The 16,613-nt window shown below is 71.1% G+C and carries 11 protein-coding genes; 9 read left to right on the plus strand and 2 right to left on the minus strand.

Going from position 1 to position 16,613, the window contains the following annotated elements:
• The first annotated feature begins 1 nt into the window (after position 1).
• Positions 2–1,444: a nitrogen regulation protein NR(I) gene (gene ntrC / locus JOD31_RS17360; RefSeq protein ID WP_020185519.1), complete on the plus strand. Its 1,443-nt coding sequence runs from the start codon at positions 2–4 to the stop codon at positions 1,442–1,444.
• A gap of 178 nt (positions 1,445–1,622) precedes the next feature.
• On the opposite strand, the gene dgcN is transcribed toward ntrC, so the two are convergent.
• Positions 1,623–2,630 (minus strand): N-acetyltransferase DgcN, encoded by a 1,008-nt coding sequence (gene dgcN / locus JOD31_RS17365; RefSeq protein ID WP_204951697.1) that lies wholly within the window; start codon positions 2,628–2,630, stop codon positions 1,623–1,625.
• Between the two features lie 111 nt (positions 2,631–2,741).
• On the opposite strand from dgcN, the gene JOD31_RS17370 reads away from it, so the two are divergent.
• From JOD31_RS17370 to JOD31_RS17395, 7 genes are all read left to right on the plus strand, one after another.
• Positions 2,742–3,887: an ABC transporter permease gene (locus JOD31_RS17370; protein WP_204951698.1), complete on the plus strand. Its 1,146-nt coding sequence runs from the start codon at positions 2,742–2,744 to the stop codon at positions 3,885–3,887.
• A gap of 2 nt (positions 3,888–3,889) precedes the next feature.
• Positions 3,890–4,684, plus strand: coding sequence for an ABC transporter ATP-binding protein (locus JOD31_RS17375; protein ID WP_204951699.1), 795 nt, complete (start codon positions 3,890–3,892; stop codon positions 4,682–4,684).
• Between the two features lie 21 nt (positions 4,685–4,705).
• Entirely contained in the window at positions 4,706–6,286 is a 1,581-nt protein-coding gene (locus JOD31_RS17380; protein ID WP_204951700.1) for an MlaD family protein, read from the plus strand.
• Positions 6,287–6,336: 50 nt separating this feature from the next.
• Complete coding sequence (locus JOD31_RS17385) at positions 6,337–6,972, plus strand: ABC-type transport auxiliary lipoprotein family protein (RefSeq protein ID WP_204951701.1); 636 nt, start codon at positions 6,337–6,339, stop codon at positions 6,970–6,972.
• Between the two features lie 86 nt (positions 6,973–7,058).
• Entirely contained in the window at positions 7,059–7,271 is a 213-nt protein-coding gene (locus JOD31_RS19565; RefSeq protein ID WP_271206213.1) for a DUF6152 family protein, read from the plus strand.
• Positions 7,268–7,408 (plus strand): hypothetical protein, encoded by a 141-nt coding sequence (locus JOD31_RS19570; protein ID WP_246482566.1) that lies wholly within the window; start codon positions 7,268–7,270, stop codon positions 7,406–7,408. Before JOD31_RS19565 ends, JOD31_RS19570 begins: the two co-directional genes overlap by 4 nt.
• Before the next feature lie 4 nt (positions 7,409–7,412).
• Complete coding sequence (locus JOD31_RS17395) at positions 7,413–7,904, plus strand: DUF6644 family protein (protein WP_204951702.1); 492 nt, start codon at positions 7,413–7,415, stop codon at positions 7,902–7,904.
• Positions 7,905–7,997: 93 nt separating this feature from the next.
• Here the strand turns inward: JOD31_RS17395 and JOD31_RS17400 are convergent, their stop codons facing one another.
• Positions 7,998–15,128 (minus strand): apolipoprotein A-IV repeat region-like domain-containing protein, encoded by a 7,131-nt coding sequence (locus JOD31_RS17400; RefSeq protein WP_204951703.1) that lies wholly within the window; start codon positions 15,126–15,128, stop codon positions 7,998–8,000.
• 294 nt (positions 15,129–15,422) lie between these two features.
• Here JOD31_RS17400 and JOD31_RS17405 point away from each other — a divergent pair, with 294 nt between their 5' ends.
• Positions 15,423–16,601 carry a vWA domain-containing protein gene (locus JOD31_RS17405; RefSeq protein WP_204951704.1) on the plus strand — a complete coding sequence of 393 codons (1,179 nt, stop codon included), beginning with the start codon at positions 15,423–15,425 and terminating at the stop codon, positions 16,599–16,601.
• Positions 16,602–16,613 lie beyond the last annotated feature (12 nt).

Here is a 16,613-nt window from a genome sequence, read left to right on the forward strand (position 1 = left end):
CATGCCGCAAGGCAGCATTCTCGTCGCGGACGACGACGCCGCGATCCGCACCGTCCTCAATCAGGCGTTGAGCCGCGCCGGCTATGAGGTGCGCTCAACAGGCAACGCCGCCACGCTGTGGCGCTGGGTCTCCCAGGGCGACGGCGACCTCGTCATCACCGACGTGGTGATGCCGGACGAAAACGCCTTCGACATGCTGCCCCGCATCAAGAAGGCGCGCCCGGAGCTTCCGGTCGTCGTCATGAGCGCGCAGAACACCTTCATGACGGCGATCCGCGCCTCGGAGAAGGGCGCCTACGAATATCTGCCGAAGCCCTTCGACCTGAAGGAGCTGATCGCGATCGTCGGCCGCGCGCTGACCGAGCCCAAGGGCAAGGACCTGCGCCGCAGCGACGACGCCGAGGTGGACGAGATCCCGCTCGTCGGCCGCTCGCCCGCGATGCAGGACATCTACCGCGTGCTCGCGCGGCTAATGCAGACCGACCTCACCGTGATGATCTCGGGCGAGAGCGGCACCGGCAAGGAGCTCGTCGCCCGCGCGCTGCACGACTACGGCAAGCGCCGCGCCGGCCCCTTCGTCGCGATCAACATGGCGGCGATCCCGCGCGACCTGATCGAGGCCGAGCTGTTCGGCCACGAGAAGGGCGCCTTCACCGGCGCGCAGGCGCGAAGCTCCGGCCGCTTCGAGCAGGCCGAGGGCGGCACGCTGTTCCTGGACGAGATCGGCGACATGCCGATGGAGGCGCAGACCCGGCTGCTCCGGGTGCTGCAGCAGGGCGAGTACACCACCGTCGGCGGCCGCACCGCGATCAAGACCGACGTGCGGATCGTCGCCGCCACCAACAAGGACCTGCGCCTGCTCATCCAGCAGGGCCTGTTCCGCGAGGACCTGTTCTTCCGCCTGAACGTGGTGCCGATCCGGCTGCCGCCGCTGCGCGAGCGCGCCGAAGACGTGCCGGACCTGACGCGCCACTTCTTCACGCTGGCGGCGCGCGAGGGTCTGCCGCCGAAGCAGATCGACGCCGCGGCGATCGACCGGCTGAAGCGCTACCGCTGGCCCGGCAACATCCGCGAACTCGAGAACCTGATCCGGCGCCTCGCCGCGCTCTATCCGCAGGAGATCATCGGCGCGGCCATCATCGACGCCGAGCTGTCGCAGCCGCCGGCCGCGACCATCGGCGACGAGGCGGGCGGCGCCGAGACGCTGATCAACTCGGTGGAGCGCCACCTCAACGCCTACTTCGCCGAGTTCGGCGAGAACCTGCCGCCGCCGGGCCTCTACCACCGGGTGCTGCGGGAGGTGGAGTACCCGCTGATCTCGGCCGCGCTTGCGGCCACCCGCGGCAACCAGATCAAGGCGGCGGAGCTGCTCGGCGTGAACCGCAACACGCTGCGCAAGAAGATCCGCGACCTCGACGTGCAGGTGGTCCGGCTGTCGCGGTGACGGCTGATCATCCAATGATCTCCGCGTCATGCCCCGGTTTATCCGGGGCATCCAGACCGGCGCGAGCTCCCGCTTGACGATCTGGCCTGGATTCCCCGGATAAACCGGGGAATGACGAGACTTACTGGCGGTCTCTTACCTTGGCCCGGCGGTAAGCGGGGTCCCCGGCGGCCGTCAGCTACGGAAAAGCCGCCAGCAGCCGGTCCACGATCGGCGCCACTCCGAAGCGGATCGGATCGCTCGCGGGCAGCCCATGCTCCGCGGTCGCCGCATCGAGGGTGGCGCGGGCCTCGGCGTCGGGAAGCGCGGCGGTGTTGATCGAGAGTCCGACGCACCGGATCTCGGGGTTCGTCAGCCTGCCGGCGGCGACCGTCGCCTCGATCACCTGGCCGATCGTCGGCAGGGGATGGGCGACGTTCCGCATCGTCGTGCGCGTCGGCTCGTGACAGACCACGAACGCGTCGGGCTGCGCGCCGTGCAGCAGGCCGAGCGTGACGCCGGCGAAGGAGGGGTGGAACAACGATCCCTGGCCTTCCACCACGTCCCAATGGCCGGGATCGTTCGCGGGCGTCAGCCACTCCGCGGCCCCGGAGATGAAGTCGGCGATCACGGCGTCCACCGCGACGCCGCGGCCGGCAATCAGCACGCCGGTCTGCCCGGTGGCGCGGAACTCCGCGTCGAGCCCGCGGGCCCGCATCTCGGCTTCCAGCGCAAGCGCGGCGTATTTCTTTCCCACCGAACAATCGGTTCCGACGGTCAGCAGCCGCCGGCCGGGCCGCTTGGTTCCCTTGCCGGTCGCGAAACGCTCCGCGGCGTGGCGCAGGTCATGCAGCGTCCGGCCGCAGCGTTCGGCCGCTTCAGCGATGCGGGGCGTGTCCTTCAGGCGGCCGTGGAGGCCGCTGGCGACATCGAGGCCCGCCTCCAGGGCGGCCACGATTTCGTCGACCCAATGGTCGGGCAGCACGCCGCCCGCGTTCACCACCCCGATGACGAGGGTCTTGGCGCCGGCGGCGACGGCGGCCGGAACGTCCATGTCGGCAAGACCTACGTCCGAGCCGCAACCGGGAAGACGCGTCTGGCCCACGCACCAGTCTCGCCGCCAGTCCACGACGCCCGCCGCCGTCTTCGCCGCCAGCGCGTCCGGGGCGTCGCCCAGAAACAACAGGTAGGGCTTTGCTATCTCCACAACGCGCTCCGCCTCGCGACGCCGCCTCGACACGCGGCTGATAGCCTGACTATTAAGGCTGGGGTGGCGTCGGGCAAGCGGTCGAGTCTCTGCGGCCAACAGCGAGCGCACGTGCAGGTTGAAGCCAAGACTGGCGATCTGAAGATCGAAACCTTCGACGAAGGGCTCGTGCTGACCCCCTTGGGCGCATGGACCGCCGAAGGCGTGGACGCGGCCGCGCGCCGCGCCGAGAAGCTCGATCTGTCGGGAGCGAAGGGCAAGACCCTTGCGTTCGATCTGGGCCAGCTGGATCGCCTCGACACCGTCGGCGTCCTTGTGCTGCACCGGCTCGAGGCCCGCGCGGCCGAGATCGACGCCAAGGTCGAGATCCACAACGTCAAGCCGCCGCATCAACGCCTGCTCGACGCGCTGAGCGACCGCGGTCGCGGAGACCCGCCCGCGAAGGCGGGAGAGTTCGGCCCCGTGACCCTGCTCGCCGATGTCGGCGAGAGCGTCCTCGAGATGGGCAAGGACGCAGCGCGCGCCACCTCCTTCCTCGGGGCCGTGGTGGCGGCCACCGGCAAACTCATGCTCGCGCCCTGGCGTTTCCGCTTCACCTCGACGGTGGTGCATCTGGAGCGCGTCGGGCTGCGCGCCGTGCCGATCATCGCGCTCATCTCGTTCCTCGTCGGCGCGATCGTGGCGCAGCAGTCGATCTTCCAGCTGAAGAACTTCGGAGCGACGCTGTTCGTCGTGGATCTGCTCGGCATCCTCGTGCTGCGCGAGCTTGGGGTGCTGCTCACCGCGATCATGGTCGCCGGCCGCTCGGGTTCGGCCTTCACCGCCGAGATCGGGTCCATGAAGATGCGCGAGGAGATCGACGCGCTGAAGACCATGGGCCTCGATCCGATCGAGATCCTCGCGATGCCGCGGCTGGTCGCGCTCGTGATCGCGATGCCGTTGCTCGCCTTCCTTGCCTCCATGTCGGCGCTGCTCGGCGGCGGTCTGGTGGCGTGGATCTACGGCGACGTCACGCCGGTGACCTTCCTGCAGCGGCTGAAGGACGCGCTCTCGCTTCAGACCTTCTTCGTCGGCCTTGTGAAGGCGCCCTTCATGGCGATCGTGATCGGCCTGATCGCCTGCACGGAAGGCATGAAGGTCGAAGGCTCCGCCGAATCGCTCGGCGCGCGCACCACCTCCTCGGTGGTGAAGTCGATCTTCATCGTGATCGTGCTCGACGGCGTGTTCGCCATGTTCTTTGCGGCGATGGGGATCTGACCATGGCCGAAGCGAACGGCGGGACCCCGGACAACATCATCAGCGTGCGCGACCTCGTCGTGGGCTTCGGCGACCGCAACGTCATCGACGGCTTCGATCTCGACGTCCGCCGCGGCGAAATTCTAGGAGTCGTCGGACCGTCCGGCGCCGGCAAGTCCGTGACGCTGCGCGCAGTGATCGGGCTGCTGCCGAAGAAGGCGGGGATCGTCGAGGTGCTGGGCGTCGATCTTGACCAGGCGACGGCCAAGGAGCGGCTGGCGGTGGAGCGGCGCTGGGGCGTGCTGTTTCAGCAGGGCGCGCTGTTTTCGTCGCAGACCGTGCTGCAGAACATCCAGATGCCGCTGCGCGAGCACACCTCGCTCTCGCCGAAGCTGCTGGATGAAATCGCGCGTCTCAAGATCGACCTTGTCGGCCTCAAGCCCGAGGCCGCGGACCGGTTTCCCTCGGAGCTGTCCGGCGGCATGATCAAGCGCGCGGCGCTCGCCCGAGCGCTCGCGCTCGATCCGGACATCGTCTTTCTCGATGAGCCCACGGCGGGCCTCGACCCCATCGGCGCCGCCGATTTCGACAAGCTCATCATGACCTTGCGCGACGCCCTCGGGCTGACCGTCTACATGGTGACCCACGACCTCGACAGCCTGACCACGGCCTGCGACCGCATCGCCGCGCTCAAGGGCGGCAAGACGCTCGCGGTCGGCCCCATGTCCGAGATGGTCAAGAACGACGACCCTTGGATGCAGCAGTATTTCCGTGGCGAGCGGGCCCGCGCGGCCGGCATCGGCGCGACGGCCGCCTGACGGGGGCAAGGAGCACACCGGATGGAAACCCGCGCCAATCACGCCCTCGTCGGCGGCTTCACGCTCCTCGTCGTGGCGGCGGCCTTCGCCTTCGTCTGGTGGTTCACCTCCGCCGGCCAGCAGCGCGAACGCGCGATCTACCGCGTGCAGTTCCAGGGCGCGGTGTCCGGGCTGACGCCCGGCTCCGGCGTGCTGTTCAACGGCATCCGCGTCGGCGACGTCACCAATCTGAATTTCGACCCGCTCGATCCGGCCAAGGTCGTAGCGCGGATCGAGGTGTTCACCAACACGCCGGTCCGGTCCGACACCAAGGCTCGGCTCGAGATCACGGGTCTTACGGGCGGCTCCGTCATCCAGCTCGCCGGCGGCTCATCGACCGCCGCGCCGCTGCCGAAGGTGACCACCGAGTCCGGCGACCCGAACAACGCGCCCGTGCTGGTGGCCGAACCCTCCGCCTTCCAGGACATTCTCGAAGGCGCGCGCAGCGTGCTGGAGAAGGCGCAGCTGACCTTCAACGACGTCCAGGGGCTGGTGGCGAACAGCCGCGGTTCGGTGGAGCGGTCGCTGCTGAACGTCGAGCAGTTCACCGCGGCCCTCGCCGCGAACTCCGACGACCTCAAGAGCTTCATGCAGAACACCGGCATCGCCGCGCGCCAGATCGGCACCCTCGCCGACAATCTCGTGCCGCTCGTGACCGATGTTCAGAATCTCGTTCGCGCGGTCGACGTGGCGAAGGTCGACAAGACCATGTCCAACGTCGTCGCCTTCTCCGAGTCGCTGAAGAACGGCGCGCCCCAGATCGAGACGGCGCTCAAGGACGTCGCGGCGCTCGCCACCCAGCTGAAAGCCTCCGGCGGGCGCATCGACTCCGTGCTGGCCGGCGTCCAGGAGATCGTGCGCGGCGTCGATCCGCAGAAGGTTTCGGGCGCGGTCGATCGCTTCGCCGCGCTGCTGAACTCGGTCGATCCCAGCAAGGTCTCGAACGCGGTGACCTCGGTGGAGAACGCCGCCCGCAACGCGGACCGCGCCATCGCCGCGATCGATCCGGACAAGATCAACCGCGCGGTCGACGGCTTCACCAGCCTCGCGACCTCGATCGACGGCCCGACGATCAGCCGCACGATCGCCAACGTCGACAGGGTGATCTCCGCGGTCGACAGCGAGAAGGTGCGCTCCACCATCGACAACGTGAACAGCTTCGCGGCCGCTCTGGGCCGGAGCACGAACGACGTCGACCAGATCGTCGCCGACGCGCGGCAGATCTCGGGGCGTCTAACGGGCACCGCCGACAAGCTGGACGCGGTCATCACCGACGCGCAGCGCGTGATCGGCAGCGACCAGACGCAAGGCGCCATCGCCGACTTCCAGAAGACCAGCCAGGCGATCCGCGAACTCGCACAGCGCCTCGACGGCCGCACCGCCGACATCACCGCGAGCGTGAACAAGCTCTCGACCTCCGGCGTCCGCGACCTTCAGGGCTTCGCCGCCGACGGCCGCCGCACGCTGAACGAACTCGACCGCGTCCTGCGCGGCCTCCAGAGCAACCCGCGCCAGTTCCTTTTCGGCGACACGGGCGGCGTGCGCGAGTACAACCGCCGATGACGATTCCTTCCGCCGCATCGCCCCGTATCCCGACGAGCTCGGAGAGAGCCGTGACCGCACCGCGTACCCGTTCGTTCCGCGCCAAGACGTTCGGCGCCAAGACCTTCAGCGCCACGGCCGTCCTACTCGCGGGCGTCGCGCTCGCCGGCTGCTCGAGCCTGATCGCCGGCAAGCCGCCGGCGACCTACGACCTCACGGCGCCGACCGACCTTCCGCGCGGCGGCTCGCAGAAGGGCAACCTCGTGGTCGGCGAGCCGGTCGCTGTCGCCGTCATCGACGGCCAGCGCATCGTCGTGAAGCCGGACGCGGGGCAGGTGACCTACCTTCCGGATTCGCAGTGGTCCGACCGTCTGCCGAAGCTGGTGCAGGCCAAGATCATCGAGGCCTACGAAAACGCCAACCGCCTCAAGAGCGTCGGCCGCCCCGGCGATCGGCTCGCCGTCGACTACCAGCTCGTCACCGAACTCCGCGCCTTCGAGATCCGCGCGGGGCAGGGCCAGGCTGTGGTGGAGCTCACCGCGAAGATCGTCAGCGACAAGACCGGAAAGATCGTCGCCGGCGAGGTGTTCCAGGCCCGCCAGCCGCTTCCCGGCGCCGTCGACGGCCCGACCGCGACCCGCGCCCTGAACGCCGCGCTCGCCGACGTGCTGCGCGGCCTCGTCGCCTGGACCGGGCAGCGCCTCTGATCCCTCACGCAGGCGTCATCCGGAGCCCGCCCGACCGACCATCCCCGCGCGCCACCTCCCTGTGACGAACAGCGGAGGAGGCGCCGGTGAAAGTGGTGATCGTTCGAGGACTGACGCTGGCCGGCCTGATGGCGACGCCGGCGCTCGCGCACCATGGGTGGTCGAGCTACGACTCGACCAAGCTGGTGACGCTGCAGGGACCCGTCCTTGAGTCCCGTCACGGCAACCCCCACGGCTCCGTGACCATCGAGCACCAGGGCAAGCGCTGGGAGGCGGTGCTCGCCCCGCCTCGCGCATGACGGCGCGCGGCCTGGTCGAGGCGGACATCGCGGTCGGCGCGACCATCACGGTCGAAGGCTACGTCAGCACCCGGGTCGCGACCGAACTCCGGGCGGAGCGCGTCATCGTGGGGTCCAAGACCGTCGAACTGCGCTGACGGGATGGACGCCGCAGGGGCTGCGCCGGTCTGGGCCGCCGCGCTCGAGGCGTCCGCGCTGGGCGCGTTCATGCGGGGCGCGTCCGCGGCCTATCCCATCGCGAACCTCGGCCATCTGCTCGGGCTGACGCTGCTCGTCGGCTCGGTGGCGCTGCTTGATCTCCGCCTGCTCGGCGCGGGCCGGCGGCTTCCCGCCCACGCCGTGTCGCAGGTCCTGACGTCGACGATGCTCTGCGGCGCCGGGCTGCTCGTCGTCACCGGCGGCCTGCTGTTCGCCGCCGACGCCCGTGCGCTGATCGTCAACGGCGCGTTTCTCTGGAAACTCGGGCTCGTGGCGGCGGCCTGCGCCAACGCCGTCTTGTTCCACGTGCTGTGGCGGGGCGCGCTCGCGGACTGGGACGAGACGGCGCCGCGCGCGGCGCGGGTTCAGGCGGCCGCCTCAATCGCGCTGTGGCTGACCGTCGCCGCGCTTGGCCGGCTGATCGCCTACGTCTGACGGGACCGCGCCATCTCGGCCGCTCGCCCACAAAAAAGCCCCGGCGCGCGCGACGCGGCCGGGGCTTTTGACGCATGGCGTCCTTTGGTCGGATCAGCTCGGATCGAACTTCCCGGCGGCGTGGGCGAGCATCGTGTAGACCTTGCCCGTCTCGGAGGTGAGGTAGGTGTTGGTCAGCATGTTGTCGCGATCGTCCTCGCCGACCTCTTCGAGCAGGCGCTCGAACTCCGAGATGTAGCGCTCGACCGTCGCCCGGAACTCGGGCTCCGCGCCGTATTTGCGCCGAATCTCCTCGAAGGTCTGCTGGCCCTGCAGCGTGTAGAGCCGGCGCGTGAAGACGTTGCGCTCGCCGCGGCGGTAGCGGTCCCACAGGTCGGTCACGGCCTGATGGTCGATCATGCGGGCGATGTCGACCGAGAGGCTGTCGAGCGACTCGATCGCGTGCAGCGGCGAGCGCTGCTGCGGGGCGGCCGGCGCGGGCTTGCGGACCGCCGCCGCCGGAGCGCCCGCCGGCGCATCGTCGCGCGAGGCGCGGGCGAGCAGGCCTGAGATCCAGCTGCCGTTTTCCTCCGCCGGGGCGGCGCCGCGCGCGGCCGCAGGCGCGGCGGGCTTCGGCGTCGCGGGGCGCGGAGCGGTCGCTGCGGGCGCAGCCGCGCGGGTCGGGGCCGGAGCGGCCGGGCGCGCCGGCGCCGCAGCCGGCTTCGCCGCCGCCGCGCGGGCCTGGGCGGGCTCGGCCACGTCGAACGAGGCGCCCTGGCGCGCGGCGATCTCGCCGAGCGCGGTCAGCGCCCGGATCTGCTCCGCCATCACGCGGCGCAGCTCGGCCGCGTTCTCCTCCGCCTCCTTCGGCATCTCCAGCACGCCGCGACGCAGCTGCTCGCGGGTCGTGTCGAGTTCGGCCTGGATGGAGGAGGTCATGCCGCGCAGCTCGCGGGTGATCTCCGCGAAGCGCCCGGTCGCCGCGCCGAGGGTCTTGGCGATGTCGCGCGCCGCCTCCTCGTTCGCGGCCTTGAGCGCCGTCGCGGTCTTCTCGCGCTCGGTCTCGGTGGTCTGGCGGACCTTCTCGAACTCCCCGGCGATCTGCTGGGCGGTGGCGCCGACCTGCTGCGCGAGGCTTTCGGCGACCTTCTGCGCCCGCTGCTCGGACTTCGACAGCGCGCCGTCGATCGAGACGGTGAAGCCCTCGATCACGCCGCCGAGCTCGTCCGCCTTGGCGACGAGAGCCCCCGACAGCGTCTCGAGCGCCGAGCGGCGCTCCTCGAGCGCGCCGGCGAGGCGGCCCTGCGCGCCGTCGAGCGTGGTCGTGACGGCCGCGATCGCCTGGGTCTGGTCGTCGAGCTTCTTCGACACCTCGGTGACGCGCTGGAGCACGCCCGAGGAGACGTCGCGGAGCGAGGTGACCTGGGCCCCGACCTTCTCGCCGGTGCGGGTCGTCGTCTCCGCGATGTCGGCCATGATCTCCTCGAAGGCCGTGACGCGGCCCGAAAGCTCGCTCTCGACCGCGCCGAGCTTCTGCCCGGCGTTGTCGAGCAGCGTCTGCAGGCCGGCGTTCGAGTCCGCGAGCTTGGTCAGGACGTCCGCCATCTCGCCGGTGAGGGCGGTCTGGGTCCGGGACAGGTCGGCGACGGCGCGCTTGCTTTCCCGGGCGACGGTGGTCGCAAGCGTCGAGGTCGCCTCCACGACGGCCTCCTGGAGCTTGCGGCTCGAGCCGTCGAGGTGCTCGACCGCCTTGGAGGTTTCGAGGCCCATGGTCTCCGACAGGCGATGCGACACCACCCGCAGGCGGTCCGCGACCGAGTTCAGGCTTTCCACCGTCTCGGCGCCGCGGGTTTCGAAGGTGCGCACGAGGTCGCCGTTCAGCGCCTCGAGCGTTTCCTTCAGCGTGTCGCCGCGCGAGGCCAGTCCGTCGATCAGGGTCGCCGAACGGCTCTCGATCTGGGTCGAGACCGCGTCACCGGCGGCCGCGATTTCGCGCGTCACCGCCGCGCTCTGGGCGCCGAAGCGCTCGACGAGGCCGTAGCCCTGCCGCTCGAGCGTCACCGTCAGCTCGCCGATCCGGGCGACGAGCGCTTCCGCGACCTCGCCCGAGAGGCGCGACATGTCGCCCTGGGCGCGCTCGGTCGCCTCCGCGATGGCCTGGGCCAGGGCGTCGGTCTTGAGCGCGAGTTCGGAGGTCAGCGCATCGCCGCGGGCGCCGAGATTGGCGCTGACGGCGTCGAGCCCGCTGGACACGACGGTCTCGAAGCGCGTGATGCGGCCTTCGAGCTCGGACGCCACCTCGAGCGCGCGTGCGCCAAGCGTCGCGCCGACCGTCTCGGCCTTGCCGTCGAAGGAGGCGATGAGCTCGTCGGTGCGCTCGCTGAGCGTCGCGGCGAACTCGGCGGCGCGGTCGGCGAGCGCCGCCGCGACCCCGGTCGAGCCGTCGCCCAGCGTGCGCGCGAGCTCCAGCGTGCGGGCGGCCAGCGTCTCGTTCAGCGCGCGGGTGCGCGCCTCGAGGCCGTCGTCGATGCGGCTGATGCGGCTCTCGAGCGACAGCGCGAGATCGCCGATGCGGCCCCCCAGCTGCTCGTCGAAGGCGCCGAAGCGCTGGGCCAGAACGCCCTCGAGTTCGGTCGTGCGCGTGGTCACGCCGTCGGCGTGGGCAGCGATCGCCTTCTCGAACTCCGTCGCCTTGGCGTCGAAGACGTTGATGCGGGAGGCCACCGCGCGGTGGAGCACGTTGGCGCGGTTGTCGAAGGTCTCGAGGCTCTTCGTCAGCGCCTCGCCGATGCCGGTCGCCTTGTCGTCGAAGGACGCGACGCGCTCGCCGAGCGAGTCGTCCAGCGCGGCGACGCGTCCGGTGAAGCTCTCGAGGCGTTCGCCGAGCGTGCCGTCGAGCGTCGTCACCCGCGCGTCGAAGGCGCCGAGGCGCTCGCCGATCACGCGATCGAGCTGCGCCACCTGGTCGTCGATGCGGCCGACCTGGGCGCCCACTGTCTCGTCGATGGCGTCGATCTTCTCGTCGATCGATCCGACGCGCAGCGCGATGGTCTCGTCGAGCCGCAGAATCTGCCCGTCGAGCGCGGTGATCCGACCGGAGAATAGCTGGTCGAAGGTCGAGATCTTCTCGTCGAACTGCCCGACGCGCGCGCCGATCGTCTCGTCCAGCCGCTCGATGCGGCCGTCGACCGCTCCGAGGTGGCTGCGGGAGGCGAGGTCGATCGCCGCCAGACGGTCGTCGAAGCCCGCGAGTCGGTCGGCGATGGCGCCGTCGAACTCGGACATCTTGCCGTCGAACGAGGCCAGCCGGTCGGCCATGGAGGTCTCAAGACGGCCGGCGGTCTCGCCGATCGACTCGGCCAGGCGTCCGCCGTCCTCGCGCAGCACGCGCTCCACGTCGCCCACATGCGACGCGACGCTTTCGGCGAAGCTCTCGCTCGCCGCGCCGATGCGGTCGGCGAGCGCCGGGCCCCGCTCGTCGAGGGTCTTGTCGAGCGCGGTGAGCTGGGCCGCGAAGGCGTCGTTCACGGCCCCGCCGCGGGTCGCGATCTCGTCGGCGAGCTGACGCGCGGTCGCCGCAAGCGCCTCGCTCAGGGTCTCGCCGCGGCTCGCAATGGCCGAGCCGATCTCGTCGCTGACGCGTTCCAGCTGGCTGTTGACCTCGGCGACGCGCCCGTCAAGGGCGACGCCGAAGCCTTCGACGGACGCCTGCAGCGTCGCGCCGGCGTTCTGGGCGCCGTCGCGCAGGCGCAGCGCGACGAGGCTCGCGGCCTCGCCGAGCAGGCGCTCCGCGCGGGCGACTTCGCCTGCGAGCCGCTCGCCGAGCGCGGAGCCCGCGCCGTCGAAGCGCTGCTCGAAGGCGCCGAGCCGGTCCTCGAAGCTCGCCCCGAGGCGCTGGCCGGCGGCGTCGAAGACGCCTTCGGCCGCGAGAGCCCGGGCGTCGATCGTCTCGACGAAGCGGATCTCCGCCGAGGCGAGGCGGGTCTGGAGGTCGGCGCCCCGGTTGACGATGGCGTCGTGGATCCGCTCGGCGGTGTCGCCGATCGTCATGGTGAGCTGGCCGCCGCGCTCGGCGATGACGTCCGCCACCGAGACGCCTGTGGTGGCGAGGCGCTCCTCGAAGGCGCGCAGGCGGTCCTCGACGGTGGTGGAGATGCGGCCCGTGGCGGCGTCGAACGCCGCTTCCGCCGCGGCCGCCCGCTCGTCGATCTTGGCGCCGAGGCCATCGCCGCTGGCCGAGAGCCGGCGCTCGAGCTCGTCGCCGCGCAGCACGACGACGTCGTGGATGCGCTCGGCGGTTTCGCCGAGCGAGGAGACCAGGGCCCCGCCGCGCTCCGCGATGATTTCGGCGATCACGCCGCCCGTGCTGGTGATCTGCTCGTCGAAGGCGCGCAGGCGCTCGTCCGAACCGGTCGCGACGCGTTCCACCGCCGCTCCGAACTTGGCTTCGATCGCCGCCGCGCGTTCTTCCAGCGCGACGCGCAGGGTCTCGGCGCCGGCTTCGAGCCGGTCGCCGAGCGCGCCGCCGCGGCCCGCGAGCAGTGAGTCGATCCGCTCGGCCGCGTCGTCGAGGCGGGTCGCAAGGTCGCCGCCGCGCTCGGCGATGACCCCGGCGATCACGCCGCCCGCCCCGGTGAGGCGCTGTTCGAACGCCACGAGGCGCTCGTCAAGTCCGGAGGTGGCGCGTTCGGACGCCGACGCGAAGATCTCCTCGACCGCAGCCGCGCGGCCGTCGATGGCCTCGCCGAGCGAGCCGACGACCGCCACGAGGCGGCCCTCGAGCTCGCCGCCACGACCGGCGATGCTCTCGTGGATGCGCTCCGCGGTCTCCTCGAGGGTGGAGGCAAGGGCGCCGCCACGGTCGGCGATGATATCGGCGACGGAGCCGCCGGTGGTCGAAAGCCGCTCCTCGAAGGCGCGCAGGCGCTCCTCGACGCCGGAGGAGATGCGCTCCGCCGCCGCGTCGAACGCCGCCTGCGCCGCGACGGCGCGGGCCTCGATGGTCTCGCCGAGGTTGTCGCCGGTGGCCGCCAGGCGGCTTTCGAGGTCGGAGCCGCGGACGACGACGACGTCGTGGATCCGCTCGGCGGCGTCGCCCAGCTGGGTGACGAGGATGCCGCCGCGCTCCGACAGCACGTCGGCGATGGTGACGGTCGTGGCTTCGATGCTCTCGCGCACTTCGAGCGCGCGGGTCTCGATGGCCGCGACGATGCGGGCGCCGGCCGCGTCGAACTCGCGCTCGACCTCGCCCGAACGGCCCACGACGGCCTCGTGGACGCGGTCGCTGGCCGCGGCGATGCGGGTCGCGACGTTGTCGCCGCGCTCCTCGAGCAGGGCGGCGATGCGCTCGCCGTTCTCGCCGAACCGACGCTCGAGTTCGCCGCCGTGGACGACGATCGCTTCGTGCATTTTGGCGCTCGCCTCGGACAGACGGTCGGCGAGCTCGCCGCTCTTCAGCGAGATGCTTTCTGCAAGGCGTCCGCCGGTCTCGTCGAGCTTGCCGGTGATCTCGGAGCCGCGCAGCGACAGGTCGAGCACGACCCCGTCGCCGGCGGTCTTGACGGCCTCGGTGACCTCGGCCGCGCGAACCGCGAGCACGCCCTGGAAGTCCTCGCCCACCTCGCGGAGCGCCTCGGACACCGCCTCGGCGCGCTCCGACAGGCTGCGGAGGATGAGGTCGGCGCGCTCGGTGAATCCGCCGGTCACGTCGTCGCCGGCGCGCTGCAGCGTCTCCGCCGCGCGCTCGCCGCGGGCGGCGAAATCGTCGGACAGGCGCGAGGCCACGGTCTCGAGCTGCTCGGTGACGCGCGCTCCGCGTTCGCCGAACGCGTCCGTGACGGAGGCGGCGGTGGAGGCGAGGGCGTCGGTCAGCTCCCCGGCGCGCGCTGCGAAGCCCTCGCCGAGATCGGCGCTGGTGCGATCGAGCGCGACGTGCAGCTCGCCGAAGCGCTCGGAGATGCGGTCGAGGACGGCCGCGCCGGAGCGCTCCAGCTCGGTCGCCATCTGGCTTCCGCGACCGTCGAGCACGCCGACGATCTGTTCGCTGGTGCGTGCGAGCCGCTCGTCGAGGTCGACGCCGGTCGCCGCCAGCCGGTCGGTGAGCAGCGCGGTGCGCTCCTCGAGCGAGCGGGCGAGGCTCTCGCCGCTGTCGGTCATTGCGTCGCGCGCCGCGTCGGCGCGGGCGGCGACGGTCTCGGCGAGCCGCGAGCCGGTCTCGTCGAGGCTGCGGGTCACGGCGTCGCTGGTGCTGGAGAGACGCTCGATCAGCTCCGCGCCGCGTCCGCCGACGGCGACGAGCATCGCCTCGCCGGCCTCGGCGATCGCCGCGGACAGCTCCATGCTCTTGGCGTCGAGGTGTTCGGTCACCCGCGCGCCGGACTCGGCGATGTTCGCGGTCAGCAGCGTCGCGGCCGCGTTGAGGTCGCGGGCGAGGAGCTCGTGCGCCCCGGCGATGGTCTCGCGCAGGCGCTCAGCGTTGCCGTCGATGGCTTCGCGCTCGCTCTGCAGCTCTGCGATCAGGTTGCGGACGCGCAGTTCGTTGTCGTGGAAGGAGCGCTCGAGCGAGGAGACCTCGCCGCGCACCAGCGACTCCAGATCGCCGGCGCGGTTCACGGCGCGCTCGATGCCGTCGCCCATGGCGGCGACCTCGCGGCGCACGGCCTGGCCGAGCGAGGTGACGGAGTCGGTCGACGAGGTCTCGGGCTCCGCGAGACGGAGCGCGACCTCGGTCATCGAACGGGCGACGAGGCGCATCTCCTGCGAGCGCCAGGCCATCATCGCGAGCATAAAGAAGAATACGATCGGCGCGAAGGTGCCGACGAAGGCGGCGGCGAGCTGCGCCTGGATCGCGCGGTCGGCGAGGTCGGCGCCGCCCTGGCCGAGGCCCACGACGCCGAAGACATAGAGCGCGCCCAGCGCGGCCCAGGCCACGGCGGCGGCGGTCGCCAGCACGAACGGGCCGTTCGAGGGCTTGCGCTGCAGGGCGTAGAGGATGTGTGCGAAGGAGCGGGCGTCGTCGTTCGCGGGCGCGCGGCGGCCGGAGCGGTCGGGCGTCGGCGCGACGCGGCGTTCGGGAGCGGCGGCCTGAAGCTGCGGCTCGACCATGGGCTCCGTCACGGTAGGTTCGGGCGCGGCCTTGCGCGGGGCGACGACCGCCTTCGCGCCGGGGGCGACCAGGTTCAGCGCCTCCTCGATGGCGGACAGGGCCGCTTCCGCGGGATCCTTGGCAGGATTGGGATTCGCCATCGTCTCAAGCCTCGCGTCCGTACACTGCACACATCGGTCGCTTCGGACCCGCCGGTCTCACGCGAGACTGACGACGCCCTCTGCCGGATCGTGTCCCCACACAGACACGGCCCGTCTCGCCGTTCGGGGTCGTCACGCCATCGCCACGAAAACGCCGCGGCGTCGTCAGGCATGCGTCCCCACGCTTCTGATGGTACCGATGATCCCGCGACTAGAGAACCGCGGAATCCATCCGTTGGCAAACGTCGTTAACGGGTTGTTCACCATCTCAAACGATTCGGCCGGTCCCGCGTCATGTTCCTGAGGTTTTTCGAGGCGCTCCGCAGCGCCGGCGTGCCGGTGTCCTTGCGGGAGCACCTCGCGTTTCTGGAGGCGCTGGACCGCGGGCTTCGTCCGACGGACGCCGACGGGCTCCATGCGCTCGCCCGCGCCTGCCTCGTCAAGGACGAGCGGCACTTCGACCGATTCGACCGCGTTTTCGCCCAGATCTTCGCCGGAGCCGAGGCCCTCGCGGAATCGCTCGCCGGGGCCGAGATCCCGCCGGACTGGTTGCTGAAGCGCTTCGAACGGCTGCTGTCGGATGAAGAGAAGGCGGCGATCGAGGCGATGGGCGGGCTCGACAAGCTGCTCGAGACGCTGCGCCAGCGCCTCGCGGAGCAGAAAGGGCGGCATGAGGGCGGAAACAAGTGGGTGGGCACGGGCGGCACGTCGCCCTTCGGCGCCTACGGCTACAATCCGGAAGGGATCCGGATCGGGCAGGAGGGCAACCGCAATTTCAAGGCGGTGAAGGTCTGGGACAAGCGGGAGTTCCGCGATCTGGACGGCGATGTCGAGATCGGCACGCGGGCGATCAAGGTGGCGCTGCGGCGCATGCGTCGCTTCGCCCGCGCCGGCGCGGCGGAGGAGTTCGACCTCGACGGCACCGTGGGCGCGACCGCGCGCCAGGGCTTTCTCGACGTGAAGCTGCGCCCGGAGCGGCGCAACGCGGTGCAGGTGCTGCTGCTGCTCGACGTCGGCGGGTCCATGGACGGGCACGTGCGCGCCTGCGAGGAGCTGTTCTCGGCCGCGCGGTCCGAGTTCAAGCGGCTCGACCACTTCTATTTTCACAACTGCGTCTACGAGCACGTGTGGCGCGACAACCGCCGCCGGCGCGCCGAACTCACGCCCACCCTCAACCTGCTGCGCGGCTATCCGCCGGAGTGCCGGGTCGTGATCGTCGGCGACGCGTCCATGAGCCCCTACGAGCTGCTGTCGCCCGGCGGCTCGGTCGAGCACATGAACAAGGAGGCAGGCCGCGTCTGGCTGCGGCGGCTCGCCGATCGCTTCCCGAAGCTCGCCTGGGTCAATCCGTTGCCGGAGCGGAACTGGTCGTGGACGGAGTCGATCGACATCGTCCGGGACGTGGTCGAAGGACGCATGTACCCGCTCAGCCTCGACGGACTCGACCGCGCGACCCGGGCGCTGGCGCGCTGAAGGCCCGGTCGG

Origin of the sequence: Methylopila capsulata (assembly GCF_016907975.1) — a bacterium.
Lineage (GTDB): Bacteria > Pseudomonadota > Alphaproteobacteria > Rhizobiales > Methylopilaceae > Methylopila > Methylopila capsulata.